This is a genomic window from Psychrobacter aquimaris, from assembly GCF_016107525.1.
GTDB lineage: Bacteria > Pseudomonadota > Gammaproteobacteria > Pseudomonadales > Moraxellaceae > Psychrobacter > Psychrobacter aquimaris.
Window position 1 is genome coordinate 57,886 of the sequence record NZ_JABASR010000017.1, and the last position, 26,289, is coordinate 84,174.

General features: G+C 43.0%; 31 protein-coding genes, 1 tRNA gene and 1 pseudogene. 14 read left to right on the forward strand and 19 right to left on the reverse strand.

Translation table 11 applies throughout. The annotated features are described in order from the left end of the window. Positions 1 to 4 precede the first annotated feature (4 nt). The 18 genes and pseudogenes from rplX to JFC10_RS13610 all read right to left on the reverse strand — a co-directional run bounded on the left by rplX (position 5) and on the right by JFC10_RS13610 (position 11,616). Positions 5 to 322: a 50S ribosomal protein L24 gene (gene rplX, locus JFC10_RS13525; protein WP_011279796.1), complete on the reverse strand. Its 318-nt coding sequence runs from the start codon at positions 320 to 322 to the stop codon at positions 5 to 7. An 8-nt stretch (positions 323 to 330) separates the two neighbouring features. After that, entirely contained in the window at positions 331 to 699 is a 369-nt protein-coding gene (gene rplN, locus JFC10_RS13530) for a 50S ribosomal protein L14 (protein WP_010196702.1), read from the reverse strand. Between the two features lie 181 nt (positions 700 to 880). Beyond that, positions 881 to 1,153 (reverse strand): 30S ribosomal protein S17, encoded by a 273-nt coding sequence (rpsQ, locus tag JFC10_RS13535; protein ID WP_045446623.1) that lies wholly within the window; start codon positions 1,151 to 1,153, stop codon positions 881 to 883. Beyond that, on the reverse strand, positions 1,150 to 1,347 hold the full coding sequence (gene rpmC / locus JFC10_RS13540; protein ID WP_011279794.1) for a 50S ribosomal protein L29: 198 nt from the start codon (positions 1,345 to 1,347) through the stop codon (positions 1,150 to 1,152). The genes rpsQ and rpmC overlap by 4 nt, the downstream gene beginning before the upstream one ends. Beyond that, on the reverse strand, positions 1,347 to 1,760 hold the full coding sequence (gene rplP, locus JFC10_RS13545; RefSeq protein ID WP_068034608.1) for a 50S ribosomal protein L16: 414 nt from the start codon (positions 1,758 to 1,760) through the stop codon (positions 1,347 to 1,349). Before rplP ends, rpmC begins: the two co-directional genes overlap by 1 nt. Beyond that, a pseudogene (gene rpsC, locus JFC10_RS13550) lies at positions 1,700 to 2,492 on the reverse strand (30S ribosomal protein S3). The gene rplP and the pseudogene rpsC overlap by 61 nt, the downstream one beginning before the upstream one ends. Positions 2,493 to 2,495: 3 nt before the next feature. Further along, positions 2,496 to 2,825, reverse strand: coding sequence for a 50S ribosomal protein L22 (rplV, locus tag JFC10_RS13555; RefSeq protein ID WP_045446615.1), 330 nt, complete (start codon positions 2,823 to 2,825; stop codon positions 2,496 to 2,498). Positions 2,826 to 2,835: 10 nt separating this feature from the next. Further along, positions 2,836 to 3,111, reverse strand: coding sequence for a 30S ribosomal protein S19 (gene rpsS, locus JFC10_RS13560; protein WP_010196682.1), 276 nt, complete (start codon positions 3,109 to 3,111; stop codon positions 2,836 to 2,838). Between the two features lie 12 nt (positions 3,112 to 3,123). Next, positions 3,124 to 3,951 (reverse strand): 50S ribosomal protein L2, encoded by an 828-nt coding sequence (rplB, locus tag JFC10_RS13565; RefSeq protein ID WP_055125272.1) that lies wholly within the window; start codon positions 3,949 to 3,951, stop codon positions 3,124 to 3,126. An 11-nt stretch (positions 3,952 to 3,962) separates the two neighbouring features. Further along, positions 3,963 to 4,313, reverse strand: coding sequence for a 50S ribosomal protein L23 (rplW, locus tag JFC10_RS13570; RefSeq protein ID WP_193011067.1), 351 nt, complete (start codon positions 4,311 to 4,313; stop codon positions 3,963 to 3,965). Beyond that, entirely contained in the window at positions 4,310 to 4,912 is a 603-nt protein-coding gene (rplD, locus tag JFC10_RS13575; protein ID WP_193011066.1) for a 50S ribosomal protein L4, read from the reverse strand. Before rplD ends, rplW begins: the two co-directional genes overlap by 4 nt. Positions 4,913 to 4,926: 14 nt before the next feature. Then, entirely contained in the window at positions 4,927 to 5,565 is a 639-nt protein-coding gene (rplC, locus tag JFC10_RS13580) for a 50S ribosomal protein L3 (RefSeq protein ID WP_062533677.1), read from the reverse strand. Between the two features lie 49 nt (positions 5,566 to 5,614). Beyond that, a complete protein-coding gene (gene rpsJ / locus JFC10_RS13585; RefSeq protein WP_010196670.1) occupies positions 5,615 to 5,926 on the reverse strand; it encodes a 30S ribosomal protein S10 in 312 nt (103 codons plus the stop codon). A gap of 406 nt (positions 5,927 to 6,332) precedes the next feature. After that, entirely contained in the window at positions 6,333 to 7,940 is a 1,608-nt protein-coding gene (locus JFC10_RS13590; RefSeq protein WP_198333337.1) for an Rne/Rng family ribonuclease, read from the reverse strand. Between the two features lie 120 nt (positions 7,941 to 8,060). Further along, on the reverse strand, positions 8,061 to 8,741 hold the full coding sequence (locus JFC10_RS13595; RefSeq protein WP_198333338.1) for a Maf family protein: 681 nt from the start codon (positions 8,739 to 8,741) through the stop codon (positions 8,061 to 8,063). A 141-nt stretch (positions 8,742 to 8,882) separates the two neighbouring features. Then, on the reverse strand, positions 8,883 to 9,365 hold the full coding sequence (gene mreD, locus JFC10_RS13600) for a rod shape-determining protein MreD (RefSeq protein ID WP_198333339.1): 483 nt from the start codon (positions 9,363 to 9,365) through the stop codon (positions 8,883 to 8,885). Between the two features lie 161 nt (positions 9,366 to 9,526). Next, on the reverse strand, positions 9,527 to 10,387 hold the full coding sequence (gene mreC / locus JFC10_RS13605) for a rod shape-determining protein MreC (protein WP_198333340.1): 861 nt from the start codon (positions 10,385 to 10,387) through the stop codon (positions 9,527 to 9,529). A 191-nt stretch (positions 10,388 to 10,578) separates the two neighbouring features. Further along, on the reverse strand, positions 10,579 to 11,616 hold the full coding sequence (locus tag JFC10_RS13610; RefSeq protein WP_198333360.1) for a rod shape-determining protein: 1,038 nt from the start codon (positions 11,614 to 11,616) through the stop codon (positions 10,579 to 10,581). A 621-nt stretch (positions 11,617 to 12,237) separates the two neighbouring features. Here JFC10_RS13610 and gatC point away from each other — a divergent pair. From gatC to JFC10_RS13670, 12 genes are all read left to right on the forward strand, one after another. Next, entirely contained in the window at positions 12,238 to 12,552 is a 315-nt protein-coding gene (gene gatC / locus JFC10_RS13615; RefSeq protein WP_193216859.1) for an Asp-tRNA(Asn)/Glu-tRNA(Gln) amidotransferase subunit GatC, read from the forward strand. A 75-nt stretch (positions 12,553 to 12,627) separates the two neighbouring features. After that, positions 12,628 to 14,124 carry an Asp-tRNA(Asn)/Glu-tRNA(Gln) amidotransferase subunit GatA gene (gene gatA / locus JFC10_RS13620; RefSeq protein WP_198333341.1) on the forward strand — a complete coding sequence of 499 codons (1,497 nt, stop codon included), beginning with the start codon at positions 12,628 to 12,630 and terminating at the stop codon, positions 14,122 to 14,124. Beyond that, positions 14,124 to 15,650 (forward strand): Asp-tRNA(Asn)/Glu-tRNA(Gln) amidotransferase subunit GatB, encoded by a 1,527-nt coding sequence (gatB, locus tag JFC10_RS13625; protein WP_198333342.1) that lies wholly within the window; start codon positions 14,124 to 14,126, stop codon positions 15,648 to 15,650. The genes gatA and gatB overlap by 1 nt, the downstream gene beginning before the upstream one ends. A 114-nt stretch (positions 15,651 to 15,764) precedes the next feature. Continuing rightward, a tRNA-Pro gene (locus tag JFC10_RS13630) sits at positions 15,765 to 15,841 on the forward strand. Positions 15,842 to 16,013: 172 nt separating this feature from the next. Continuing rightward, positions 16,014 to 17,252, forward strand: coding sequence for a tyrosine-type recombinase/integrase (locus JFC10_RS13635; protein WP_198333343.1), 1,239 nt, complete (start codon positions 16,014 to 16,016; stop codon positions 17,250 to 17,252). A 321-nt stretch (positions 17,253 to 17,573) separates the two neighbouring features. Beyond that, positions 17,574 to 18,713 carry a hypothetical protein gene (locus JFC10_RS13640; RefSeq protein WP_198333344.1) on the forward strand — a complete coding sequence of 380 codons (1,140 nt, stop codon included), beginning with the start codon at positions 17,574 to 17,576 and terminating at the stop codon, positions 18,711 to 18,713. A gap of 169 nt (positions 18,714 to 18,882) precedes the next feature. Continuing rightward, positions 18,883 to 19,221 carry a helix-turn-helix transcriptional regulator gene (locus JFC10_RS13645; protein WP_198333345.1) on the forward strand — a complete coding sequence of 113 codons (339 nt, stop codon included), beginning with the start codon at positions 18,883 to 18,885 and terminating at the stop codon, positions 19,219 to 19,221. 1 nt (position 19,222) lies between these two features. Beyond that, the gene (locus JFC10_RS13650; protein ID WP_198333346.1) at positions 19,223 to 20,395 is read left to right on the forward strand and encodes a hypothetical protein; all 1,173 of its coding nucleotides are present in this window, start codon (positions 19,223 to 19,225) and stop codon (positions 20,393 to 20,395) included. Continuing rightward, positions 20,388 to 21,044, forward strand: a complete 657-nt coding sequence (locus JFC10_RS13655; protein WP_198333347.1) for a hypothetical protein — start codon at positions 20,388 to 20,390, stop codon at positions 21,042 to 21,044. Before JFC10_RS13650 ends, JFC10_RS13655 begins: the two co-directional genes overlap by 8 nt. Beyond that, positions 21,041 to 21,199, forward strand: coding sequence for a hypothetical protein (locus tag JFC10_RS13660; protein WP_198333348.1), 159 nt, complete (start codon positions 21,041 to 21,043; stop codon positions 21,197 to 21,199). Before JFC10_RS13655 ends, JFC10_RS13660 begins: the two co-directional genes overlap by 4 nt. Beyond that, the gene (locus JFC10_RS13665) at positions 21,192 to 23,339 is read left to right on the forward strand and encodes a DUF3987 domain-containing protein (protein ID WP_198333349.1); all 2,148 of its coding nucleotides are present in this window, start codon (positions 21,192 to 21,194) and stop codon (positions 23,337 to 23,339) included. The genes JFC10_RS13660 and JFC10_RS13665 overlap by 8 nt, the downstream gene beginning before the upstream one ends. A 12-nt stretch (positions 23,340 to 23,351) precedes the next feature. After that, positions 23,352 to 23,921 (forward strand): tail assembly protein, encoded by a 570-nt coding sequence (locus JFC10_RS13670; RefSeq protein WP_198333350.1) that lies wholly within the window; start codon positions 23,352 to 23,354, stop codon positions 23,919 to 23,921. Between the two features lie 430 nt (positions 23,922 to 24,351). Here JFC10_RS13670 and JFC10_RS13675 read toward each other — a convergent pair whose 3' ends face one another. After that, positions 24,352 to 24,663 (reverse strand): hypothetical protein, encoded by a 312-nt coding sequence (locus tag JFC10_RS13675; protein WP_198333351.1) that lies wholly within the window; start codon positions 24,661 to 24,663, stop codon positions 24,352 to 24,354. A 401-nt stretch (positions 24,664 to 25,064) separates the two neighbouring features. Here JFC10_RS13675 and JFC10_RS13680 point away from each other — a divergent pair, with 401 nt between their 5' ends. Both JFC10_RS13680 and JFC10_RS13685 read left to right on the forward strand, forming a co-directional pair. Beyond that, a complete protein-coding gene (locus JFC10_RS13680; protein ID WP_198333352.1) occupies positions 25,065 to 25,823 on the forward strand; it encodes a hypothetical protein in 759 nt (252 codons plus the stop codon). A 216-nt stretch (positions 25,824 to 26,039) separates the two neighbouring features. Further along, positions 26,040 to 26,237, forward strand: coding sequence for a hypothetical protein (locus tag JFC10_RS13685; RefSeq protein ID WP_198333353.1), 198 nt, complete (start codon positions 26,040 to 26,042; stop codon positions 26,235 to 26,237). Positions 26,238 to 26,289 lie beyond the last annotated feature (52 nt).

Here is a 26,289-nt window from a genome sequence, read left to right on the forward strand (position 1 = left end):
TGTCTTACGCAGTCGCCACTACTTCACCGTTCGAACGATAGACGCGTTGTTTCTTGCCGTCTTCGCCGAACTGATAAGTAATACGATCAGCTTTTTGGGTTTGCGCATTTAATATTGCGACATTTGAGATATGTAGAAAAGCTTCTTGCTTAAGAATGCCGCCTTCAACGCCAGTCGCCTGATTTGGCTTCTGATGTTTAGTGACAATATTAATGCCTTCAACTTTAATACGATCATTTTTTACAGCTTGTACAGTACCTTGCTTGCCTTTGTCTTTCCCAGCAATCACGATAACTGTATCGCCTTTACGTAATTTTGACATGGATTACCTCACAATACTTCTGGTGCTAGTGATACAATTTTCATAAACTGATCACCACGTAGTTCACGAGTTACCGGTCCAAAAATACGAGTTGCAATCGGTGCTTTATTTTGGTTCAACAATACCGCAGCATTGTCGTCAAAACGCAGAACAGAACCATCAGGACGACGAACGCCTTTTTTGGTACGTACAACTACAGCATTCATCACGTCGCCTTTTTTAACACGACCACGAGGAATGGCTTCTTTAACCGTTACTTTAATAATGTCGCCAACTGATGCATAACGACGATGAGAGCCACCCAGTACTTTAATGCACTGAACTCGTCTTGCACCGCTATTATCTGCAACTTCCAGCATCGATTCAACCTGAATCATAGCGTTACTCCACACGTATGAGCAATAAAAACCAGTTGCTGCCGCTAGCACAGTATGAGTAGTCGGCATTTTAATAATAATAACCGCTGCTACTCTTAATGTGAGTGATATACGCTCGGCGCAATCAGCATCCTTAAAAAGGCGGCTATTTTAACAGCTTCTGGCTTTTAATGCAATTTACTTAGATTTTTTCTACTTTTTCAACCACTTCAACCAAAGTCCAAGACTTGGTTTTTGAGATTGGACGCGTTTCTTTGATGCGGACAAGGTCGCCTTGTTGGCAAACATTATTCTCATCATGGGCTTTGATTTTTGTAGAACGACGAAGCTGTTTGCCATACAAAGGATGACGAACCAGACGCTCAATCAAAACTGTGATGGACTTGTCCATCTTGTCGCTGACAACTCGTCCTGTCAGTACGCTAGCATTAGCTGTTTGATTGTTATCGCTCATGAGTCGCCTCGTTGTTTCTCGTTAATCAAAGTCTGAAGCTGAGCAATCGCACGACGATTGACACGTACTTCATGGGTATTCCCCAACTGACCGGTTGCTTTAGCCATACGAATACGGAAAGCATCAAGTTGCTTTTCATCAAGTAACTGAGTCAGTTCTTCTAATGATTTATCACGTAATTCACTGATCTTCATTACATTATCGTCCGCTTAACAATGGTAGTTTTAAAGGGCAGTTTTGCTGCAGCAAGCGTTAACGCTTCGCGAGCAAGTTCTTCTGAAACCCCTTCGAGTTCATATAGCACTTTACCAGGTTTGATTTCGCATACCCAATATTCTACAGGACCTTTACCTTTACCCATACGTACTTCTAGTGGTTTATTGGTAATTGGTTTGTCTGGGAATACACGAATCCAAATCTTACCGCCACGCTTAATTTTACGAGTGATGGTACGACGTGCTGCTTCAATTTGACGGGCAGTCATACGACCACGAGTCAACGATTTTAGACCAATTTGTCCGAATGCAACGGTGCTTCCACGATGAGCTAGCCCAGTGTTACGACCTTTGTGCATTTTACGAAACTTGGTACGTTTTGGCTGTAACATAGTTTAACCTCTGTCTGTGTTTCGACGGTTTCCGTTTCCACGACCACGGCGTTTTGGCGCACGAGTCTGCTCTTCTTTGACGGGATTATATACACTGTTCATACCGTCAAGGATTTCGCCACGGAAAATCCAAACTTTTACACCGATAGTGCCGTAAGTGGTTTCTGCACGTACTGACGCATAGTCAATATCAGCGCGGAGTGTATGCAATGGCACACGACCTTCACGATACCATTCAGTACGAGCAATCTCAGCACCGCCAAGACGGCCAGACAACTCAACTTTAATACCTTTAGCACCAGAGCGCATGCTGTTTTGTACCGCGCGCTTCATCGCACGACGGAACATAACACGACGCTCAAGCTGGCTGCTGATACCATCAGCGACCAAACGTGCATCAAGATCAGGTGACGTGATTTCTTCAATATTGACCTGAGCAGGTACGCCCATAATTTTGGTCAATTCTTTCTGAAGTCTTTCAATATCTTCGCCTTTCTTACCGATAACAATACCAGGACGCGCAGTGGCGATGGTAATCTTAGCAGCGCCAGTAGGACGCTCGATCATAATGTTACTGATCATAGCGTTATCTAGCTTTTTGCGTAGATACTCACGAACTTGAATGTCGTTGATGAGGTATTCTGAGTATTGTTTAGGGTTAGCATACCAATTTGCATTATGCTTTTTTACAACACCAAGACGAATTCCGATTGGATGTACTTTTTGACCCATAACTTATTCTCCTACCTTTATAGTGATGTGACAGGTACGCTTACTGATACGATCAGCGCGACCTTTGGCACGTGGTAGGATACGTTTTAGCGTAATGCCTTCATCAACGTAAATAGTTGATACTTTAAGCGTATCAATATCTAAACCGTTGTTGTGTTCGGCATTGGCGATGGCTGAGTTAAGACATTTCTTAACAAACACAGCGCCTTTTTTATTACTATACGTTAGGATATCCAAAGCACGCTCGATAGATTTGCCACGAACTTCATCAGCAACGAGTCTAACTTTTTGTGCCGATATGGCGGCACCGCGTAATTTTGCAGTTACTTCCATGGTAAGCACCTTATCTCTTAGCTTTTTTGTCAATGCCATGACCACGATACGTACGAGTCGGGGCAAATTCACCTAGTTTATGACCAACCATCTGCTCACTCACGATAACCGGTACATGAGTACGGCCATTGTGAACAGACAAAGTTAAGCCAACCATTTGTGGTAGGATCATCGAGCGGCGCGACCAAGTCTTAATTGGCTTGCGTGAGTTGGTGTCTAATGCATTCTCAACTTTGGCAAACAAATGCGCGTCTATGAATGGACCTTTTTTCAATGAACGAGGCATGAAATTCTTCCTTTATTTCTTCTTGGCGCGACGGCGGATGATCATATTGTCAGTACGCTTATTACTACGCGTTTTAAGTCCTTTAGACTTCTGACCCCAAGGGCTGGTTGGATGGCGACCTTTATTACGACCTTCACCACCACCATGTGGGTGATCAACCGGGTTCATAGCAACACCACGAACAGAAGGACGAACACCACGCCAACGTGAAGCACCCGCTTTACCAAGTGATTTCAAGTTGTTTTCAGTGTTAGAAACTTCACCAATAACGGCACGGCAGTTCACGTGTACACGGCGTGTTTCGCCAGAGCGCATACGTAGAATAGCATAAATACCTTCACGACCTAACAACTGAACGCTAGCACCCGCAGAACGAGCCATCTGTGCGCCTTTACCGATTTTAAGTTCGATATTATGAATCACAGTACCCAATGGGATGTTTTTCAGCGGTAAACAGTTACCTGGACGAATTGGTGATAGCTCACCTGACATTACTGTATCGCCAACTGCTTGTTTTTTAGCAGCAATGATATAGCGACGTTCGCCATCAGCGTACTTAAGTAAAGCAATGTGCGCAGTACGGTTAGGATCGTATTCAATACGCTCTACCGTTGCTGGGATATTGTCTTTAGTACGTTTGAAATCGATAATACGATAATGCTGCTTATGACCACCGCCAATGTGACGAGTCGTTATGCGACCATTATTGTTACGACCACCAGTTTTACTTTTTGATTCGAGAAGCGCTGCAAACGGACGACCTTTATAAAGGTGTGGATGCACCACTTTTTCAACAAAACGACGGCCTGGTGATGTTGGCTTTGCTTTTACGATAGGCATGAGTGTAATCCTTATTCGTTGTTCGCTGTTTCACTAGTAGAAGCAGTCGTATTCGCGACCTCTTCACCAGCATCAGCCATTTGTACATCTTGACCAGCTTTTAAGGTAACGTAGGCTTTTTTGTAGTCATTACGACGGCCGATACTTTTACCAAAACGCTTTGTCTTACCTTTAACATTCAAAGTGTTTACTTTTAAAACTTCAACACCTTCAAACATCATCTCAACCGCTTTTTTGACTTCAAGCTTAGTAGCGTTAGAGTCAATTTTAAATACCTGCACACCAAGTGAGTCGCCAAGCATTTGAGATTTTTCTGAGAATACAGGCCCTCTTAAGACCTGATAAAGTCTTGCGTTATTCATGCTAGTGCTTCCTCAAATTGTTTCGCAGCTTCAACTGACATGATCACTTTATCAAATGCGATCAAACTCACTGGATCCACTTCATTTGTACCAAGTACATTGACATGTGGAATGTTGCGAGCGGCTAAGTATAAGTTTTCGTCAACATCTTTAGTGACGATTAGTGCACGAGGTGCGTTAAGCTCACTTAACTTTGCGATCAGCTCTTTGGTCTTAGGACCAGAAACGCTTATCTCTTCAACCAAAATCAAACGCTCTTGGCGAATCAATTCGGCTAGGATGCACTGCATCGCACCGCGATACATCTTACGGTTTACTTTCTGTGACCAATCTTGTGGCTTAGCCGCAAATGCACGACCGCCCCCACGCCAGATTGGGCTACGAATAGAACCTGCACGAGCGCGACCAGTACCTTTTTGGCGCCATGGCTTAATGCCACCACCAGAAACTTCGGCACGGGTTTTCTGAGCGCGTGTACCTTGGCGAGCACCAGCAAGATATGCGGTGACGACTTGATGCACTAGTGCTTCGTTGAATTCACGACCGAAAGCCGTATCAGAAAGCTCAACTGCCGCCCCTGTAACTGTTTTTAAATCCACGTTAATCCCCTTGCTTAGGCTTTGACTGACGGACGTACGATGACATCGCCACCGGTGGCACCTGGGATAGCACCCTTGATGACAAGTAACCCTTTTTCAACATCAACCGATATCACTTCTAGGCCCTGAACGGTAACGCGTTTGTTACCCATCTGACCTGGCATTTTTTTGCCTTTGAAGACTTTACCTGGTGACTGGTTTTGACCAGTTGAACCAATGGCACGGTGAGATACTGAGTTACCATGAGTGGCATCTTGCATGCTGAAGTTGTGACGCTTCACGCCGCCTTGAAAGCCTTTACCTTTACTGTTTCCTGTGACATCAACCATCTGACCTTGTTCGAACAAGTCAGCTAGGATCTCACCACCAATCTCACGACCTTCAAGATCGCTGTCATTGGCACGAAATTCCCAAACACCACGACCAGCGGCAACGCCAGCTTTAGCGAAGTGACCTTTTTGAGCTGCTGTTACGCGGCTGTCACGACGGGTACCTGTGGTAACTTGGATGGCTTGATAGCCATCTACATCAGTATTTTTTACTTGAGTAATGCGGTTAGCACTGATCTCAACCACTGTTACAGGGATAGATGCGCCTGCTTCAGTGAAGACACGGGTCATGCCGCATTTTTTACCGACTAAACCGATCGCCATTTTAGACCTCTTTATATCTTATATTAATGGGTTGGGTGTGTAATGTGCATTAACCCAAAGCAATTTGAACGTCAACACCCGCCGCCAAGTCAAGCTTCATTAGCGCATCCACAGTTTTGTCGGTAGGTTGAACGATGTCAACCATACGCTTATGAGTACGGATTTCGTACTGATCACGAGCGTCTTTGTTTACGTGTGGTGAAGTTAGAACGTTGAAGCGCTCAATGCGAGTCGGCAACGGTACAGGACCACAAACTTGCGCACCGGTGCGCTTTGCAGTATCAACAATCTCTTGTGCAGATTGATCAATCAGACGATGATCAAAAGACTTAAGACGGATACGGATTCTCTGGTTAGCCATGCCAGCAAGCTCCTAATATGTGCTTTTGTCATTCTTGCTTTGCAAGGATATGAGCAAAAGACGTTTGGTTAAATATTCACTTAAAGCGGCCTTCTGTTCTTAACCAGAATGAGTTCTTTTTCGGAACTTATAGCGTGCCAAAAGCAAAATAGTTTAAAGCCCCGCCGACCCTTCCATTATAGGATGTCAGCAAAGGCATAATGAAATAGTGCTAGAAACGATGCTCTAGCTGTCATAGCGCCAGCTGTTTAATTGGCTGCGCATATATAATTCAGTGGTGTATATTATACATAGAATTTCATTCATTGCAAGGGTAATATCTACGCCATCCTAGATTTTACCCTTTATAAACAATAATATCTGCTGGTAACAATCACACTTGTATACATCAATGATAGTAAAAACATCAGTCCAAAACAATATCATATTGCTCTTGGGTGTAGAGATTTTCGACATCAAAAGTGATCACTCTACCTAATAGGTATTCTAGGTCTGCTACTGTGTCTGATTCTGATGTTAGCAACAAATCGATGACTGCAGCATGAGCCACAACAGTAAACTTTTTGGGAGAATTATAAGTACGAGCACAGCGCATAATTTCACGGAATATTTCAAAACAAACGGTTTCTGCTGTTTTAACAAAACCACGCCCCTGACAGGTTGAGCAAGGCTCACAGAGCTGCTGCCCCAATGATTCACGAGTACGCTTACGTGTCATCTCTACTAACCCAAGCTCACTGACCTGAGTAATTTTGGTTTTTGCATAGTCTTGGGTCAGTTGCGACTGTAGGCTATCTAACACATCATCTTTATGTTGCTGTTCCAGCATATCAATAAAGTCTAAGATGATAATGCCGCCCAAATTACGCAGACGTAGCTGACGTGCAATGGCATGGGTGGCCTCAAGATTGGTCTTATAAACCGTGTCTTCTAACGAACGCCCGCCTACAAATGATCCTGTATTGACATCAATTGTGGTCATCGCTTCTGTTTGGTCAATAATAAGATAGCCGCCAGACTTTAAGTCAACACGACGTTTTAAGGCATCACGCAAGTCATCTTCGACACGGTGTACATCAAATAATGATTGCTCAGCGGTATAATGCACAATGCGATCATAGACGAAAGGCACAAATTCTTTGGCAAAGGATCTGACTTGCTCATAAACCTGTGTATTGTCAATAATGACTTTTTCGGTGTCAGCGTGTACCAAATCACGGATAGAGCGAAGTGGCAGTGATAACTCTTGATAAATCAACTCTGAGCTTTGGTGATGATTTATTTCTTGGCGACGCGCACAAATGGTACGCCAAAGCTGCAATAGGTAATAAATGTCTTCTTCAAGCTTAGCGACAGGGACGCGCTCAGCAGCGGTACGAGCAATAAGACCACCTTTAAGATTGACCGTTTGCATCAAGCTAGATAGCTCAGTCTTTAATCTTGTGCGCTCTTCTTCGCCATCAATGCGCTGCGATATACCAATGTGTTCGCTTGAGGGCAGATACACCAAATAGCGAGACGGTAACGAAATATTGGTGGTCAAGCGAGCGCCTTTACTGCCTAGCTGATCTTTGGTCACTTGCACTAAAATACGTTGGCTTTCGTGCAAACGATGTTGAATCAACGTTTTAGAGACCGGCATGACTTCAGTACTTTGTGTACTAATCACTGGTGGCGTGACAGCCAATTTAGCAGTACTGTTTTCTACTACAGTATTGTCTATATTGGTATCCATTTTATTACTATCGTCAGCCGCTTTGTTTTTATTTTCTGCGACTGAACGCGGCTCACGCTGCATATCATTGACATGTAAAAATGCTGTCCGCGATTGACCGATATCGACGAAGGCTGCCTGCATACCCGGAAGGACACGTACGACCGTACCCAGATAGATATTGCCGACCAAACCCAATTTGTGATGTCGCTCAATATAAATCTCACCCAAGATGCCATTGTCTAAAACCGCAACACGGGATTCCATTGGACTAATATTAATCAGCAGCTCTTCGGACATAGTTTTTTCTCTTATCTCTCAGCTTTCTTATCAGACGGTCATCGTCTATTAGAGTGACAGTGTAACAAATGTAACTTGCTCTTGCCCATTACCCTACCGTGTCATTATGTGCATATACAATTATGATGGGTTCACAATGTCCACACTGCCTTCTGTCATGTCTTTAATTAACGCCAGCGTTTGTGGCAGTGGCAAACCCACGACATTGGTATAGCTACCATTGATACGGCTGACCCAAGTCGCACCCAAGCCTTGAATACCATAACCACCCGCTTTATCAGCAGGTTCACCACTGTCCCAGTAATGACTCATCATATCTGCAGTGAGCGCTATAAAGGTCACTTCGGTACGCTCAGTGATTTGTTGCTGATTAATGATTTGAAATACTGGCTCATGACTCGATGTCTCAGACAACTCTGATGACAATGATACTTTGGTTACTTGAACCGCTGTCCATACTTCATGGACATTATCAGACATCTGTTGCCACATGCTATACGCGTGCTCACGATCGACTGGCTTGACTAGCACTGTTTGGCCATCTGCCAGCACACCGATGGTATCAGAAGTTAGAATAATAAGTGATTCAGAAAAACAGCCTTTATCGGTTTGCAAGCGTGATGCTAGTTGTTGTATTGCAGCCTCAGCTTTAGTGGCAACCATGCGCTCGATATAGTCTGTGGGCGACTCATCTTCATGCTTTTTTTCATCGATATCCACACTCAATGTGCTAAATGCTAGTTGTGCTCTTTCTAATAGCTCACGACGGCGCGGCGAACCAGAGGCTAAAATAATATCCATCGCTATTCTCTTTATATACGAATTTATCTATATACCTACTACCCAAAATGGTTGTCTGTTATGTTAGTGCATTAGCATTAGTTCATGATGATTAATAACCGCTAGCGCTACAATATTATTAGTTGTCAGCGGAAATTATTATTACACAAATTTACGCAAAGCCAGTAGCACCAATGGCCAGCTGATGATGCTCATCAACAGTGACAAGGCAGATTGGGTGACAAAGACATTTTGGATAAACATCTGCAATATCCATAAACTCAATTGAAAGACAACCAATCCTAAGCTTGCTAACAACCATGCACTGATGGTATTTAGTTGCCTAATATAGATACTGGTTATTTTGATGACAAGGGCGACGGTCACCGCGGCAAAAGCTTGCTGCCCCAAATGGGTATCCATGAGTAAGTCAGCAATGAGACCGATGGTAAATGCCGTAAAAATACCAACATAGCGTGGTTTAAATAACAACCAAAAAATCAGCACCATGATCATGACCATAGGGCGCAATGCGGCCATACTAGGACTTAACGGATAGACATTAAGCGATGATGCAATGACAAAACTTAGAATGATGGTAGCAATCACTAGTACCGTTGCATTCTCAGAATCAGGATACGGCATGGGTACTTACCTTAACGAATGTATTGGCGGCAGCTGTTAAAGCATGAGTGAGCATTGATAGGATAAAAGCGATGGCTAAAAATGTATCGACAAACAGACCAGTTAATAAATAGGTGCCAGCCATTATCTGATTGGGGCTTACATGTTTCGCACCTAACGTCTTAGCGCTCACTGAGAACAACATTATTTTTATTCACCAACTTATCTTGCAAGACTAATACATACGCATTATCGATAAAGTTTGCCGCTGGTGTCACCTCTATGCTTCTGAAATTATCAGATTGAACGTCTTCAATATGAGCAATACGCCCAACACGATACCCTGCTGGAATACGTCCACCTAATCCTGATGACACTAGCTCATCACCCACACGCACGTCTGAGGTTTTAAATACATAATCAAGGCTTAATGAGGTTGGTATGCCCTGCCCTGTCACGATAGCACGTTGACCTGTGCGCTTAACCGTAACCGCAACCGATTGCTGCTCATCGGTAATCAATAGCAGGCGACTGGTGTTAGGATAGACATTAATAACTTGCCCTAAAACACCGTCTTCATCAATCACTGTTTGTCCAACTTGCACGCCATCTTGCACGCCCTTATTGAGTACCACGATTTGTCTGAGTAAGTTGGTGTCTGTACCGATTACCTGTGCCAAATTAAGATCAAATTGCTCAGGCTTGGTCGTTGATAAAATACCTTGCAGGCGCGCATTTTGTGCCAAAATATAATCTTGCTGCTGCAATTTGGCTTGCGCGTGGATAAGCTGCGACTTCAACTGTATATTTTCGCGGCGCAGTGCTTCTTTAGACTGTAAACTGCCGCTTGCCCAATGCTTGGCATAACTCGGTAACAGTGACAGCTCATAAATAGGCTGCATAGCGGCATGACTGTTACTACGTACGGGATTAAACCATTCTGAATTTTTGCTATCGAACCACATCAGTATTAAGGCTGCTATTAATACAATGGCAGTCTTACGAAGTGATAACGGCTGGCGCACAAAAATACTTGGGGTCATAAGTCGTCTAACTCAGGAGTTATAAAAATAAGCAGTAGCCAGTACTGGGTTCTAGTTGATTAATGCAATTAAAGGCAGCACAACTGGCTACCTTTAATTTTATACTGTTTTAGCCCACTATTTTTGCGCTCACTATCATCAAGCACTACCAATGTGGTCATCACAATACCGCAGTGTTCAACTCAAGCAATCTAAACAAAAATCATATTCAAACTTTTGTTATTGATAAAATCAAGCGCAATACCACCACCACGGCTGACACAAGTCAGTGGATCCTCGGCAACGGTCACAGGCAGACCTGTCTCTCTTGAAATCAACTTATCCAAATCACGTAATAGCGCACCGCCACCCGTCAAGACAATACCACGCTCTGCGATGTCTGATGACAGTTCAGGTGGCGTCTGTTCAAGTGCCGCTTTTACCGCGCTCACGATACCGCTTAATGGGTCACTCAGGGCTTTTTGTACTTCTTCTGAGTTGACAGTGAAGGTTTTTGGCACGCCTTCTGCCATGCTACGACCACGAACTTCGACTTCTAGCTGACTGTCTTCATTGAGTGCCGAGCCAACTTCTTGCTTGATACGCTCAGCCGTCGTCTCACCAATCACGCAGCCATGGGTACGGCGTACATGAGTAATAATCGCTTCATCAAACATATCGCCACCGATACGAATTGACTCAGCATAAACGCAACCAGATAAGGCAATAACCGCAATCTCTGTCGTACCACCACCAATATCAACCACCATAGAACCACTGGCTTCATGAACCGGCAAGCCTGCACCAATTGCAGCAGCCATTGGCTCTTCTAGCAATAGTACTTTACTCGCACCTGCAGACGATACCGCTTCACGAATTGCTTTACGCTCAACCAGAGTAGACTTACAAGGCACACAAACCACCACGTTAGGCTGCGCCATAAAACGCTTGGCTTTCACCTTCATGATAAAATGCTTGAGCATTTTTTGCGTCACCTCAAAGTCAGCAATCACGCCGTCTTTTAATGGCCGAATCGCCGTAATGTTGGCAGGTGTACGACCAAGCATCTGCTTGGCATCAATACCAACAGCCGCAACGGTAGGGTTTTGTGTACGATTACTTCGTAACGCAACCACCGTAGGCTCGTCAAGTACGACGCCTTTATTAGGAATAAAAATGAGGGTGTTCGCAGTACCGAGGTCGATAGCGATATTATTTGATAAAAATCCAAACAGGTTCATGACTAATATATCCAGCGTCTTACGAATGAGGCGAATGAGATTGACTGAGGCGTTACTCGTCAGCGTTGAGCAGGTCGTCGTTAGACATTACTTATGGCGAAATTTGAACCTCGCAACAAGTCAAACCTAAGCAATAATGATGAAATGAAAAAGCTGAGCTAAATTATACCGATTTGGCTCAAAAAAAACACAGATATTTGCATCAGTAAGTTAGGATTTTGGTCTTAAACGCTAAAAGTTGTTACAAAGTTTAAAATAGCAGTGAACACCATTCGACTTAATGAAACATCATTTAATTCAATAACTAACAAGGGACTACAGGCAGATGATAATTTTGCTTAGCAGCACAGGTGCATACTGTAACGTATTTCAGAACGTAATGGGTAAGCAATTGAGAATCAATCGTGAATTATACGGTCAATTTTGCAAATCGCGCCATCTTGGTTGATATTGTGCATCAATCAAGCGTCATGCTCTGTAAACTTAAGCCAGATGCTTTATAATAAAGACACTGTATATATCTTAAGATAAACCCCTTATTTTAGTTTGTGCTAATAATTATCTATTCTAATGCTTGCCTATTTTAGCCGCATTCTACTCTAACAAAAACTGTCCTTTACTGGAGAAACTATGTCACAGCAACCAGCAACGTCTGACAGCAACGTCAGCCGTGAAGAAATTCTAGAAGTTGCCAACCTTGCACGTTTGGGTGTCGATGAAAGCACAGCCGATAGCTATGCTGACGATATCAGTAAAGTGTTAAAACTTATGAATACGCTATCCAACGTTGATACAACAGACATCAAACCACTAGCAAATATTCATGAAGCTTGCCAAGAATTGCGGGCTGACGTGGCCAAACACGATATCAATCGTGAACGTAATCAATCAGTCGCCCCAGCTGTTGAAGATGGCTTATATCTGGTGCCGCAAGTAATTGAATAGCCTGTTGATGCTATTGTTACCTTTATCTCAATTTAATTTATTTTATGTTATTAACACTTTGACGGACGACACCTTATGTCTGAACTTCATCTATTAAGTACTCAGCAGCTGATTACTGGCTTGCAAGACAAACAATTTAGCAGCGCGGAATTAACAGAACACTACATCAAGCGTATAGACGCGCTAGACGGTAAGATTAACAGCTTTATCACGCATACCTCCGAGACAGCACGTGCACAAGCAAAAGCAGCAGACGAAATGCGGGCACAAGGCGATCAGCGTCCACTACTTGGCGTACCGATGGCGCACAAAGATATCTTTTGTACCCAAGGCGTACTAACCACTTGCGGCTCTAAGATGCTGCATAACTTTGTCTCACCTTATGACGCGACCATCGTCTCTAACATCGATAAAGCGGGCATGATTAGCTTGGGGAAGCTCAACATGGATGAGTTTGCGATGGGCTCAGACAACAGCAGCTCTTACTACGGCACGGTACAGAATCCTTGGAATCTAGAGCGCGTTCCTGGTGGCTCATCAGGTGGTAGTGCTGCCGCGGTTGCCGCTGGTTTTGTCCCAGTCGCTACAGGTAGTGACACTGGCGGCTCTATTCGTCAGCCTGCTTCATTTTGTGGCCTGACCGGTATCAAGCCTACTTATGGCCGCGTGTCACGTTTTGGTATGATTGCCTATGCCTCAAGTCTAGACCAAGCGGGTAGCATGGGACGCAGCGCTAAAGATTGTGCCTATCTGCTCCAGCCAATGATTGGTCACGATCCACGCGATGCGACTTCTATCAAATACGATATGCCTAACTACGTACAAGACATCAATGATGCAGAGGCCGCGGCTGGTGATAAGCCATTTGACGGTTTGCGAATTGGTGTGGCTAAAGAATACTTCGGTACAGGGCTTGATAGCGAAGTCGAGCAAGCAGCACGCGCCGCGTTAAAGAAATACGAAGAGCTTGGCGCAACGATTGTAGAAGTGAACATCACTGATCCTGAAATCACGCTTGCCACTTACTATATGCTAGCACCTGCCGAAGCATCATCTAACCTATCACGCTTCGATGGCGTACGTTTTGGCTATCGTTGTGAAAACCCAACCGACCTTATTGATCTATATACGCGCTCACGTTCTGAAGGCTTTGGCCCTGAAGTACAGCGCCGTATCTTAACCGGAACTTATGCGCTCTCGGCTGGCTACTTCGATGCTTATTATACGAAAGCACAAAAAATACGCCGCTTAATCGTCAAAGACTTTGATGAAGCCTTTACTAGCTGTGATGTGATTGCTAGTCCAACTGCACCGACCGCTGCCTATAAGCTTACTGACAATCTTGATCCTGCGACGATGTACTTGGGTGACGTTTATACCATCGCTGTCAACTTAGCGGGTCTACCTGCGCTCAGTCAGCCAGTTGGCTTGACCTCAGAAGGTTTGCCTATTGGCTTGCAATTAATCGGTAAGCACTGGCAAGAGAGTCAACTGCTCACAACTGCGCATTTATTCCAGCAGCACACCGACCATCATCTACAACACTCTACCATCGCGAAGGAGACGGTATAATGAGTACAGCTACTACTGATAACAATGCCACCCGTGAACACGCCGTGCGTAAAGAGCTTTTCGTTGATGGTTATGAAGTGGTCATTGGCATCGAAATTCACTGCCAATTGAACACTGAAAGTAAGATTTTCTCCAGTGCACCGACTGATTTTGGTCATGAGCCAAACAGCCAAGCCAGTATCGTCGATTTGGGTTTGCCCGGTGTTTTGCCAGTTCTGAATGCTGGCGTGGTCGATCGTGCCCTAAAATTCGGCATCGGTGTCAATGCTGAGCTGGGTCTGTTTAATACGTTTGATCGTAAAAACTATTTCTATCCTGACTTGCCTAAAGGCTATCAAATCACCCAAATGGCCAATCCTATCGTTGGTGAAGGCTATATCGATGTCGTGGTCAATGAAGGTGAAAAGAACGAATATCCAAAACGTATGGGTATCACCCGCGCGCATTTAGAAGAAGATGCGGGTAAATCCGTACATGATGCCGTCGATGGTATGACTGGTGTCGATTTGAACCGTGCTGGTACGCCACTCATCGAAATCGTCTCTGAGCCTGATATGCGCTCAGCTCATGAAGCGCTTGCCTATATCAAAGCCATTCATCAGCTGGTCACTTGGCTAGGTATCTCAGACGCTGTGATGGCTGAAGGCTCATTCCGCTGTGACTGTAACGTTTCTATACGTAAGCCTGGTACTGAACTTGGTACGCGTACTGAGCTAAAAAACTTAAACTCGTTCCGCTTTATCGAACGTGCTATCAATCGCGAAATTGAGCGTCAAATCGATATTTTAGAGGACGGCGGACAAGTTGTCCAAGCCACGATGCTGTATGACCCAGAGCGCGACGAAACTCGTACCATGCGTACCAAAGAAGACGCCAACGACTATCGCTACTTCCCTGATCCTGACTTGCTACCAGTGCGTATCGAGCAGCATACCGTTGATAGCATTCGTGCGGCTATGCCCGAGCTACCGGTTGCTCGTCGCACCCGTTTTGAAGAAGCCCTTGGTCTATCAGAGTACGATGCTCGCATCCTAACGGGTAGTCGTCAAATTGCCGATTATTTCGAAGATGTCGTTGCAGAAATTGGTCAGCAAGATGCCAAAATGGCTGGCAACTGGGTCATGGGCGACTTACTCGGCGCACTGAACAAAGACGACAAAGACATCATCGACTCCCCTATCAGCGCCAAGCAGTTGGCTGGCATGCTAGCACGTATTAAAGACGATACGCTATCTGGCAAACTGGCTAAGAAAGTCTTTAGCGCGCTCTATGAGCGTGAAGGCGGCGATGCTGATGATGCCGCTGACAAAATCATTGAAGAAAAAGGTCTTAAGCAAGAAACCGATACAGGCGCTATCAAAGCCATCGTTGAAGACGTCATTGCGAAAAACCAAGCGATGGTAGATGAGTATCGCGGCGGTAAAGAAAAAGCCTTTAACGGTCTAGTCGGGCAAGTCATGAAAGCCAGTCGTGGTAGTGCTAACCCGCAGCAAGTCAACCAAATCCTAAAAGAGCTACTAGGTTAAGGGTAATTGCTGATTGGTTATACTGACTATGATACGTAAATTGGGGTTATAGATTTTGGCTAAAATAAATAGCTCTTGCAATATGCATAATTTTGCGTAAAATAGTCAGTCATTCGGGGCGTAGCGCAGTCTGGTAGCGCACTACACTGGGGGTGTAGTGGTCGCAGGTTCAAATCCTGCCGTTCCGACCAAACATTAAAATTAAGAACATATAAGGCGGGCATCTAATCGATGCTCGCCTTTTATTTTGGGCGCTCAGAGGCTTTCTGCTGTGTTTGGTAATCTAGTAGCATCTATGGCAATCTATCAATAAGTCCGGTACTATTAACGGTATAAATTATACCGTTATGAGAATATACCGTTATGGCTCTTACCGATACTCAGATCAGACGTCTTAAGCCTACAGCTAAATGTACTCCATCACGACCTGACAAATATAGTGACGCTCATAACCTACGTTTATGGGTACGCCATACAGGTAATAAGGTATGGGTAAGTGATTATAAATATAATAATAAACCTCAAAGTCTTACTATTGGTAAATACCCAGCAATGAGCCTTGCCGACGCTCGCCAACGGCACAGTGAACTAAAGGCTCTTCTTGAACAAGGCATCGACCCCAAACAAGCCAAAAAGCAACAGAAAGCCGAACGTGACGGCTCAAAGGCATTCGATGTTATTGCTCAACGTTGGCACGATGAGCGCAAAGCTCATATTGCAGCCACTACTCATAGTCGTGACTATTCACAATACCAGCGGGATATTAAGCCTGTTATTGGACAAATGAATATGGACGATATAACTGCGCCTGATATTTTGGCTATTGGTAGAGCTATCGAAGCACGAGGCGCTACTGATATGGCAAGACGAGCAATACGTCAAACAGGACAGATATTCAAGCAAGCCATACGTGAAGGATTAGTAACTCACAATCCAGCCAATGATCTAACTGAAGCTTTGAAACCTCATAAGGTGAAGCATCATAGTCGTATATCTAGCCAACAACTGCCTAAACTGCTGAAAGATATAGATGCTTATGATGGAGATATATTGGTAAAGATAGGCTTATGGTTTATGTGCTACACGTTTGTACGTACTCAAGAGCTTAGGTTTATGGAATGGTCAGAGATAGATTATCAAGCCAATGTATGGCGTATACCAGCCGACAAAATGAAAATGGACAGACCGCACCTAGTGCCACTGGCACCACAAGCCATAGCACTACTTCAAACTATTAAAGACTTAGGCTTTTCTGATCAATATGTATTCTTTAATCCTACTACCCGTAAGCCTTATAGTACCAATGCTTTTATTACGGCCCTATGGCGCTTAGGGTATAAAGGACGCATGACAGGTCATGGCTTCCGAGGGCTTGCCAGTACAACACTACATGAACAAGGCTTTATGCATGAAGCTATAGAGCTACAGCTTGCACATGAAAAAGAAAATAAGATAAGCAAAGCCTATAACGGTGCTCAACATTTACCCTATCGTACTGACATGATGCACCAGTGGGCAAATTTCATTGATGACGCTTATGCTGGCAAATTGGATAACGTGATACATGCCAACTTCAAGCCATTATCTGTAAAACATGGGTGATAAAACCCTATTTATATTGGCATATACAAGCGCTACCCCTGCCCGCGCATTGGCAGAACACGCTAATTTGCTAATTATTTTATCAATCTCATACAAGTAAAGGGTTTCAAGCTTCGCACCCCTTTGCTAAGTCATGCTAACTTTGCTAACTATCATCTAATTTTGATAGAAAACTGGCGATAATTGATTAAAAAGTGGACAAAATCAGCTTTTACAACTTGCTAAGACTAGGAGTAGCTACCGAAAATCACGGCACACGCACCTAAAGCTGTGATACGTCTTAGTCCTTATTTATCTTGACTGGGTGCATGGGTGCAAATTGTGAATAACAACAAAAGACAAAGGCAATCCTTGCCAGATTTTATGCGCTTGCTAAACCACAGCGACCTAATTCCAATTGATACGGCAATGGATGAACTTAGTAACTATCATAATCGTGAATTTACCTTGTCCGATATCCAACGATTAGCTACTGCTGGTAATTCAATAACCCCAATTTTTCACTATACGGGTAAGGCAACCATATTTAATCCTCAAGCCCTAGCTACTACCGATATGCTAGATCACTATAATGGCTATATACCTGATGATAAGTATCATCAATACTTCAAAATATGGATGCGCTCCCCACAAGTAATATGTGATATAGATGGGTGGTATGGCGTAGATTTTCGTGCTTTCTTAGGTTTAGACCTTGGATATCTTGTTAATTTTAACGAGTACCGTAGCAATCCTAGTATAAAGATATCACCTAAAGCTATTATAGAAGCGACTCATATTTACAATGGTAGTATTCAGCATAGCTCTGAGGCGTGCTTCCCAGTACCAACATACCCATCTAACCAAAATCAAATACACCCAATCCAAGCCAAACCTGCCCATTTAGATATCGGTCTCTATGACTGGCATATACCGTTACGTCAAATTGAGCAGTTACACCCTGACTATCAAATCATCTACCAAGTAAGTAAAAAGTATTACACGCTTAGCAATCAGGCTAATGGATATAAACCAAAATCAGTTGAGATAAGCGAGCTAGACAGCCGCTTCTATCATTTAGCCAGCACAGACTTCGCTCCGCTAGCTATTCAACTATTGGCAAAGAAAACTACGACTGACAAATCCATCAAGACTCACACACCTATCAAAAATGACAAACTCATCACAACTGATGTAGGGCACAACAGGGCAGTAGACGACAAACGCCAGCAAGTTAGAGAGCTAGCCCAAAAGATATGGGATCATGACGACCCTGAAAAGATAATAAGAACAGGTGACATGGTGTACATCATTAAAAAGCTACTTCCAGAATTCAACCTACCTCTAGATAGAAGCATCAGAGATTATCTTAAAGGCTGTGCTCCTGAGTATGCTATGAAAAAGGGAGCAGACAGCATTCAAAATGAATCGTATAAAAAAAGACATAAGAATTCCATTATCGCTAAATACGCAAAACGATAGTTTTATACCGTTTTGCATATTTAATATACCGTTCTGCCTAATTCATCATCGTTTTGCTAATTTTTTACCAGCTCATATTCATTCATCATTACCTTAACGCATAGCAGTCTACGACCATATCAGTAGATTGCACAGCGTAATAATCAATCAATTATTATAGGTAATGACTATGAACACACAACAGCAATCAACTACCAATACACTACCGCCTGCTGTCATCATACCAGCACCCGCATTGCAGCCAATCACTACTACCCTATCAACTAATCCAATCAGTCTACCGTTAGACGGCTATAGCCGTGCCAGCCAACTCATGCCTTTTTTACCTATTGGTTTATCGACGCTATGGAAGTGGGCAAAAAATGGTAGCTTCCCTGCCCCTGTCAAACTCTCAAGCACTGTTACTGCATGGCGCAATCAAGACGTGCATCAATGGTTTAAAGACCAATACACGCCTATCAACATGCCCGCCTCAAATGACGATCATAACAATGGCGGGGTAGCTTAAGATGACTCATAACACCAGTATTATCACTAAACCTGACGACGCCCATAATCATGAATATATAGTCCTAGGTAGAAGCTTAGCAGGTAAATACGTCAACATAGGCTATACACCATCTAAGTCCGTCATGAGCAACCGTCACTATTGGTATAAAGTATTAACAGATCACTATATCGATCCAGTCAATGATTATCTTGGACAGTCAAACGACACATTGGAAGCTACCTTATTGGTTGCTAATACGGTCGCATCAAACGAAATATTCAATAACACTTTGCACCATAGTGCGAGCTTCAAATACCAGCCAGCTAACGACCCCAAAAGATTCTATGCGCCTGATCATGCAAAACGATGGCCTATCTACTCAACTTCACAAACTCATTTTAATCAAGTTACTGAGTTAGATCAGCTTATTCTTGACCCCGACAGCACTGAAGCTCATATAAAATATGGTAAGCAACGTTGGCATAGTCACTTAGTAACGGTATTTACTCAAAGCCGTCAACATCATGTTTTTGCTTGCAACGCTTATAGCAGCCTTGGATTAATAGAGTCTTATATCAAAGAGTGGGGCAAACGCCCTGACCCAATTTTATGGATTATGCTCAGTACTAAAGAGAACGCACCACATTTAGCAATCATTAAAGAGCTATTAGATCCACAAGGTCAAGTTACCTATGGTCATCTTGCACGCTTCATCAATCCGCCTAGTACAATCAATAACACGCGCCAGCAAAACCTTGATACGAAGCAATTAGGTTATACCAAACTGCCTTTCGTACTTATGCTAATGATTGGTATCTTATTGTTGGGCTTGTCATCTTGTCATGGGCTAGCGTATACTACAAATCTCTCAAAAAACGTTAGCGGACAAGCCAGCCGTAACCTATTGGCTTTTTTTGTGCCTGTTATTGATACGGACTCTCAATCCCTATCAAAATATACCGGCACAGCTCCAGAAGCACATATAAGTGCAACAAGGGAGCACTCCCTCATATCTATGGCAAACCATTTGCCAACCAGCTATGACGGGTTGACGCTGCAAAATATAATAGCCGAAAGGCGAATATGCAGGGCGGTTACTAACGTTACCGAGAGTAAGACCCGTCACCCTATACCTTCATCGTATAGCGTGGCATCAACTCAAAAAACGTTAGGAGATAGCTATCATGGCTAAATCAAACTATCAGTTCGCCAGTGACATTCACACATCCGTTGGCAACTCGAACCTAGTACCATTTCCAAATGAAAAGACTGCCAAAAATACACAAGCTTCTCAGCCTACGGATTCATTGAGCGCGCAAGACCTTGCATTGCAGCTTGAAGACACGCTTAGCTTGCACATGCATCATACTGATTGGTTAAACAGCTTGTACGAAGCCATACGCCAACTGTCTGGTATTAAAAACTATCCGTTTGGCATGGTTACTGACTTAATCAGTATTAGCCAGCACTTGGTTATGAACTTCAACGCTGACGCTAGCGACGCATTGGAGCAACTAAGGGCTGATAAGCAAGTAGTAAACCCACCAAACACCGATAAAAAAACATCTGTTACCATCACAAACCCTGCTAAGTCTGTAGCTCCAATGAGTGCCCAAAACCTTGCATTGCAGCTCGAAGACACGCTTAGCTTACACATGCATCATACCGATTGGTTAAACAGTTTGTATGAAGCAATACGTCAACTATCCAGTATTAAAAACTATCCGTTTGGCATGGTCACTGACCTCATCAGTATCAGCCAGCACTTAGTCACGAACTTTAATGCTGACGCCAGCGACGCATTGGAGCAGCTAAGAGCTGATAAGCAGGTGGCCAAATGAGCCATCCAATAGACATTAGTCCTTTTCAGCGTGTGCTAAGCGGTGACTACATCAAATACTATGCCGTCAATAGCACAAGTTGTCCTGTAACCTCGTTTGGAATAACTCGTAAGCCCCTTACCCTGCTTGAAGTAAAAGGGGGTAGCCATGAGTAACCCAGCAACCACCAAACAAGCTAGCCAATTAGTAGAGATGTTTGATAAAAACATACCAAGTCCTGAACAGATAAAGCTATATAACGATGCACTGGCTTGCCTACCTTTATCAGTATTCAATACTGCAAAACCTCGTCATACAGCAACAGGTTTCACCTCCACAGGGTACGATACTGCCCGCTGTCCCAATCACCTATTACTGCCCTTAGTAGACACCAACGGCAAGATAGTAAACACGGCACTGATACCGCCACCGAATGCCAAAGGTCAGCAAGGATCAATTGTTTTCGAGCCATTGAACCACCCCAAAGGAGCGTTTGCCATTGGCACCTTGAGCGATAGCAATACCGTGTTTTTGGTGAGAACAATAGAAGCAGGATGCAATCTACATAGAGTACACCCGCAAGCCTATGTCCTAGTGTGCTTCACTTCAGCAAATATTGCTTATATGGCAGGGCAATGGCAGTTTAAAGCCAAAGGCAGATTATGCTTACCCATTGGTTGTCATGAGCTTGAAGAATACCAAGCCATGCTAGTAGGTACTGCTATAGCCGTACATAGTCTTGACTATGATATTGACTTCCTCATACCTGACAATGAGGTGCAAGGCTTGCTATCAAACGCAACTATTCACAATCTTGGTACTTCAGATGGACACGAGCCACTAACCAATGAGCAAAAACAAACACTAAGCTGGGAAATAATCAATGAAAAAGAGCCATTCTCACGGTTGATAGACGAGAATGGAACGCCAAACCCTTATCCCCTTGATGCGCTTCCTGAATTAGCTCGACATGCTGTCACAGCGATAGCCCATCATGTACAAGCACCTATAGCTATGGCAGGTCAATGCGTCATGGGTGCCTTATCATACCTTGCCCAGCCCCACGTAAATGCCTATGACCGTTATAGCAATAAGGGGCAGCCGTGTAGCTTATTTATACTAACTGAAGGTGGTAGCGGTGAACGTAAATCATCATGCCAGCGTTTAGCTGATCAGCGTATATATGAGCGCCAACAAACTATGATGAACCAGTACCATGAGGACATTAAGGATCACAGCCTATCTATAGCCAAGTGCCGTAGCGCTAAAGAGAAGGCAGACTTAGAAAACAACCATCCTGAGCCACACAACCCACAATCATTATTTAAAGATGCCACACTTGAGCCAATCATAAGCACATTCATACGCGGTGACGCTCACAACGTGGCGTGGGTAAGCGATGAAGCAGGACAGATTTTCGGAGGTCATACGCTCAAAGGTGATACCCGTGACGCTGCACTAGGTACATTGACCAGCTTATGGGACAAAGGAACAGCCGAACGTACCCGCGCACGATCAAACCTTAACGAAAGCGGTACAGCCTACGAAGTACGCTTAACCATCAACACCTTAGGACAAAAGGCAGTGTTAGAAGGCGTATTAAGTGACCCTATACTACGTGAACAAGGCTTTTTGCCTCGCTTCTTGTTTGCAGCACCTGCAAGCCTAGCAGGAACACGACTACACAATGACCTTGCGTCATTCAAAATGCGACCATTCAACGATAAACGTTTAGTACAGTATTGGGAACGATGCAACGACTTGTTAGACAAACCGTTTATACCCCCACAGGAAGGCAGAATCACACGCCCAGTAATGCCAATGAGCCAAGAAGCTGAAGTTATGCTGATGGAGCTGAACAACGACACTGAGCGTCAAATGGGTAAGGCAGGACGATACGCGCATTTCAAGCCTTTTGCTTCACGAGCATGTGAACACGCTACCCGTGTCTCTACTATCTTGGCATTTTTTGAAGGCATGCAAGCAGTGGACGGTAATCTTATGCGAAGCGCTATAAAACTGGTGCAATATTCACTAGATGAATGGGAGCGGTACAGCGGTTTTATAGAACGTGATCAAGCCATAATTGAAGCTGACCGCCTTGAAAACTGGCTACTTGCTTATTGTCGTGAACATGATACTGAGACGATACCACGCGCTAGCATTCTACAGCGTGTAACGCCCATACACCTACGCAAAGCCAAGTCACTGGATAAAGTGCTAAAGATACTTACTGATCAAAGTCACGCCCGCCAAATCAAAGTAGATGGCAAGGCTCATATAGAAATCAACCCAGTATTATTCACTGAAAAATAAAAGGATTATATTATGTTACGTAAAATTGAATTACATGGCGTATTAGGCGAAAAGTTTGGCAAGTCATTTGTTCTCGATGTTGAAAGCCCTAGAGAGGCAGCACATGCAATCGCTTGTCAGATACGTGAATTTAAAATATTCATGCTACGAGCTGAGCAAGAAGGGATGCGCTTTGCTATATTTTTAGATGAGGTAAATGAAAAAGCCAACATTGGTGAAAAGGAGTTAGATAATACAACTAGCGCAAGTGTTATACACATAGTGCCCAAAATAATGGGGGCTGGTGGTGACACTATGGGATGGATACAAGTTATAGCGGGTGCTGTCTTGATTGGTTTTTCAGGTGGTAACCCTGCTATGATTGCAGCAGGTGCAGGTATGATGCTAGGTGGGGCTGCGTCTCTATTAATGCCTTCACCTAGTATCGGTGAACGTGATGAAGAAGGTAACCGCGCAAACCATGGTTTTGGTGGAGCGGTGACAACAGTGGCACAAGGGAATCCGGTGCCTATATTATATGGTGAACGCATGATTGGTGGTGCGATTTGTAGTGCAGGTATCTATACAGAAGATAATCAGTAATCTATTATTATGATATGAGAGTACAAGAGAAGCCCCGTTTTATATAAAGCGGGGCTTTTAGCTTACTGCCTCTAGCATAGGCTGAACATATCCTATGCCCTACCTATGCTAGCAATCTACAACTTAAACTCTACTATCAATACCAAGACTTATTCACTATAGAAGTCAGCGCATTAACTTGCCATACTTTTGTACAATGAATGAGTCTAATAGTCGATAAAATATTTCATTTTTAGTTTTCTAAGTCACCTATGCGGTGATGAAGTGTGCCGGTGCACGTAAAAAAATGCGGGGCTGTTTCTAAGCCACCTATGCGGTAATGAAAATGAAGTATTATTGTCTTTTTTAAGCTCTTTAACATGCTTTCTAAGCCACCTATACGGTGAGGAAGTAATATTAAACAAGCTTTTCAACGATCATAAGCGCTTCATTATCTTTCTGAAAGCCTCATAGTGTCTGCATGCTGTTCCCAAACGTTTCCATCCTCATCAATGGAGTAATCTACATGATGACCATAAAGCGCGTCAACTTCTTTAGCATATGATATCCAAGCTTTAGATACAGCTATTTTCATTTCAAGATCATCAGTCTGAACATCGGCATCCCAAACATCAATGTTAGCATCATATGAATATTCATCATTTTGAGGAACTATTTCATCTATAGAATATGCATTAGTAGGAGTGAAGCAACCCAACATAGAAAAACCGAGAAACATTGAAGTTAATAGTTTAATTTTCATAATAATCTCTGTCAGAATTTTTTTTGAAGTAAAACATCACAAATTATTTAGTGTATATCAATAATCTATAAGTCACCTATGCAGTGATAAAGATGCCACTAAATAACTACGTTTTCCATAGTATAATTTTTACTAAAGGCTTTGAACACGTATATATTTAAAGAAATACTACTGGGTGGTTTTCTTGTAGATGCTTTAGAGCAGGATGTGTAGATGGTTTAAAGGAATATATAGCTAATAATTTATTGGATTTTCTAAGCAGACAGGGAGATAAGAACTTGATGGATGATTTGGTAAACGGGCTTGATCGTTGTCCCGAGTAAATTTGACTCAGATATACTGATATGGTTTATATTAGTATTAATACTTATAATAGATTATTTTTAAAAGAGTAGACATCATTGGAATATTTATCAATAATTTGGGAGTGGATTGATCAACAGTTTAGGCCTGTTACAGCCATACTCGCTTCTTTTTTTGCTATTTTCTTCGCTTGGAGAAAAATAGGATATAAAGTAAATGTCACTTATGACATTACACTTTCTGGTACATCTGAAGTAAGAATAAGTAATATGGTCTTTCAAAACAAGAAAGATAAACCTTTAAGTATTTATAAAATAGTTGCTGTTTTTGATAAAAGCTATTGTCTGGAAATACATAGGTGTTCTCCTCCGTTAATTCTAAAGCCTTATGAGTCTATCAGTATAGAAACAGAAGAGTACAGTTACCTCAGTGTTGGTGAAGATAGATATTACCCTGAACTTCAGTGTGCAGAAATTTATATTGAATCAGATGATAAAATTATAAAGTGTAAGGCAAAGCCACATAAAACCTTAGCTTTTAAATATATGAATGTTTCGAAAACAATTAATATATTCAACGGTGTTGTTTACACCGATAATGTTGCGTATATTTTGGTATATGCTGTTAATAATGTAAATAAAACAGCTTTACTTTATGATTCTGGACTCATACTACATGAATGGGATTTTCATTTTAATGGAATAAAACTCAGTGGAGAAAAGCTAGAAGCAGATGATATATCTCAATTCTTGGAAATACACTATTCAAGAACAATAGATTCCTATTTACTTTATAAAATGAATGAGTCTCCATATGGATTTGATTTATTAAAACATCACGAGTTTGAACGTAGCTAACCAGTTAGGTGTTTGCTCTGGTTCAGTACCCTAGTGAGGACTAGAAATCAACGTCATTGACGCTTTCAAAGATACCTTTTTAAGGAAAATCCAGCAGCAGTTATTATTACGAACATTTGGCTAGGTGAAGACTTGACCCAGTCATTGTTGGACCGGTTCCACTCGCTCCAAAACAGCTGAAAACATGAACGTTAGTTACCAAGCAGAGAGAATGATATGTCTGAAGGATTGACTGAATCAGAAAAATTTGTGAACTCTATATGTGAGAGAGCTTTTCTCAATCTTTGGACTCATCCAAATCCAATTGGAAAAAAAGGAAAAGAGCTTTGCGATTGCTTAATTGTCTGTGGTAAACATATCGTCATTATTTCTGTAAAAGATATTAAGTACAAAGATACAGGAGACGAAGCATGAACCGCCCCGGGATTGTCGGAGACTCAACATTCTGAGAGAATACGACAATGAA

Bases quoted from the DNA above. Each gene is read 5' to 3' on its own strand.
- rplX (WP_011279796.1), bottom strand. From the start codon at position 322: ATGTCAAAATTACGTAAAGGCGATACAGTTATCGTGATTGCTGGGAAA.
- rplN (WP_010196702.1), bottom strand. From the start codon at position 699: ATGATTCAGGTTGAATCGATGCTGGAAGTTGCAGATAATAGCGGTGCA.
- rpsQ (WP_045446623.1), bottom strand. From the start codon at position 1,153: ATGAGCGATAACAATCAAACAGCTAATGCTAGCGTACTGACAGGACGA.
- rpmC (WP_011279794.1), bottom strand. From the start codon at position 1,347: ATGAAGATCAGTGAATTACGTGATAAATCATTAGAAGAACTGACTCAG.
- rplP (WP_068034608.1), bottom strand. From the start codon at position 1,760: ATGTTACAGCCAAAACGTACCAAGTTTCGTAAAATGCACAAAGGTCGT.
- rplV (WP_045446615.1), bottom strand. From the start codon at position 2,825: ATGGAAGTAACTGCAAAATTACGCGGTGCCGCCATATCGGCACAAAAA.
- rpsS (WP_010196682.1), bottom strand. From the start codon at position 3,111: ATGCCTCGTTCATTGAAAAAAGGTCCATTCATAGACGCGCATTTGTTT.
- rplB (WP_055125272.1), bottom strand. From the start codon at position 3,951: ATGCCTATCGTAAAAGCAAAGCCAACATCACCAGGCCGTCGTTTTGTT.
- rplW (WP_193011067.1), bottom strand. From the start codon at position 4,313: ATGAATAACGCAAGACTTTATCAGGTCTTAAGAGGGCCTGTATTCTCA.
- rplC (WP_062533677.1), bottom strand. From the start codon at position 5,565: ATGGCGATCGGTTTAGTCGGTAAAAAATGCGGCATGACCCGTGTCTTC.
- rpsJ (WP_010196670.1), bottom strand. From the start codon at position 5,926: ATGGCTAACCAGAGAATCCGTATCCGTCTTAAGTCTTTTGATCATCGT.
- JFC10_RS13590 (WP_198333337.1), bottom strand. From the start codon at position 7,940: ATGTCCGAAGAGCTGCTGATTAATATTAGTCCAATGGAATCCCGTGTT.
- JFC10_RS13595 (WP_198333338.1), bottom strand. From the start codon at position 8,741: ATGGATATTATTTTAGCCTCTGGTTCGCCGCGCCGTCGTGAGCTATTA.
- mreD (WP_198333339.1), bottom strand. From the start codon at position 9,365: ATGCCGTATCCTGATTCTGAGAATGCAACGGTACTAGTGATTGCTACC.
- mreC (WP_198333340.1), bottom strand. From the start codon at position 10,387: ATGACCCCAAGTATTTTTGTGCGCCAGCCGTTATCACTTCGTAAGACT.
- gatC (WP_193216859.1), top strand. From the start codon at position 12,238: ATGTCACAGCAACCAGCAACGTCTGACAGCAACGTCAGCCGTGAAGAA.
- gatA (WP_198333341.1), top strand. From the start codon at position 12,628: ATGTCTGAACTTCATCTATTAAGTACTCAGCAGCTGATTACTGGCTTG.
- gatB (WP_198333342.1), top strand. From the start codon at position 14,124: ATGAGTACAGCTACTACTGATAACAATGCCACCCGTGAACACGCCGTG.
- JFC10_RS13635 (WP_198333343.1), top strand. From the start codon at position 16,014: ATGGCTCTTACCGATACTCAGATCAGACGTCTTAAGCCTACAGCTAAA.
- JFC10_RS13645 (WP_198333345.1), top strand. From the start codon at position 18,883: ATGAACACACAACAGCAATCAACTACCAATACACTACCGCCTGCTGTC.
- JFC10_RS13650 (WP_198333346.1), top strand. From the start codon at position 19,223: ATGACTCATAACACCAGTATTATCACTAAACCTGACGACGCCCATAAT.
- JFC10_RS13655 (WP_198333347.1), top strand. From the start codon at position 20,388: ATGGCTAAATCAAACTATCAGTTCGCCAGTGACATTCACACATCCGTT.
- JFC10_RS13660 (WP_198333348.1), top strand. From the start codon at position 21,041: ATGAGCCATCCAATAGACATTAGTCCTTTTCAGCGTGTGCTAAGCGGT.
- JFC10_RS13665 (WP_198333349.1), top strand. From the start codon at position 21,192: ATGAGTAACCCAGCAACCACCAAACAAGCTAGCCAATTAGTAGAGATG.
- JFC10_RS13670 (WP_198333350.1), top strand. From the start codon at position 23,352: ATGTTACGTAAAATTGAATTACATGGCGTATTAGGCGAAAAGTTTGGC.
- JFC10_RS13675 (WP_198333351.1), bottom strand. From the start codon at position 24,663: ATGAAAATTAAACTATTAACTTCAATGTTTCTCGGTTTTTCTATGTTG.
- JFC10_RS13685 (WP_198333353.1), top strand. From the start codon at position 26,040: ATGTCTGAAGGATTGACTGAATCAGAAAAATTTGTGAACTCTATATGT.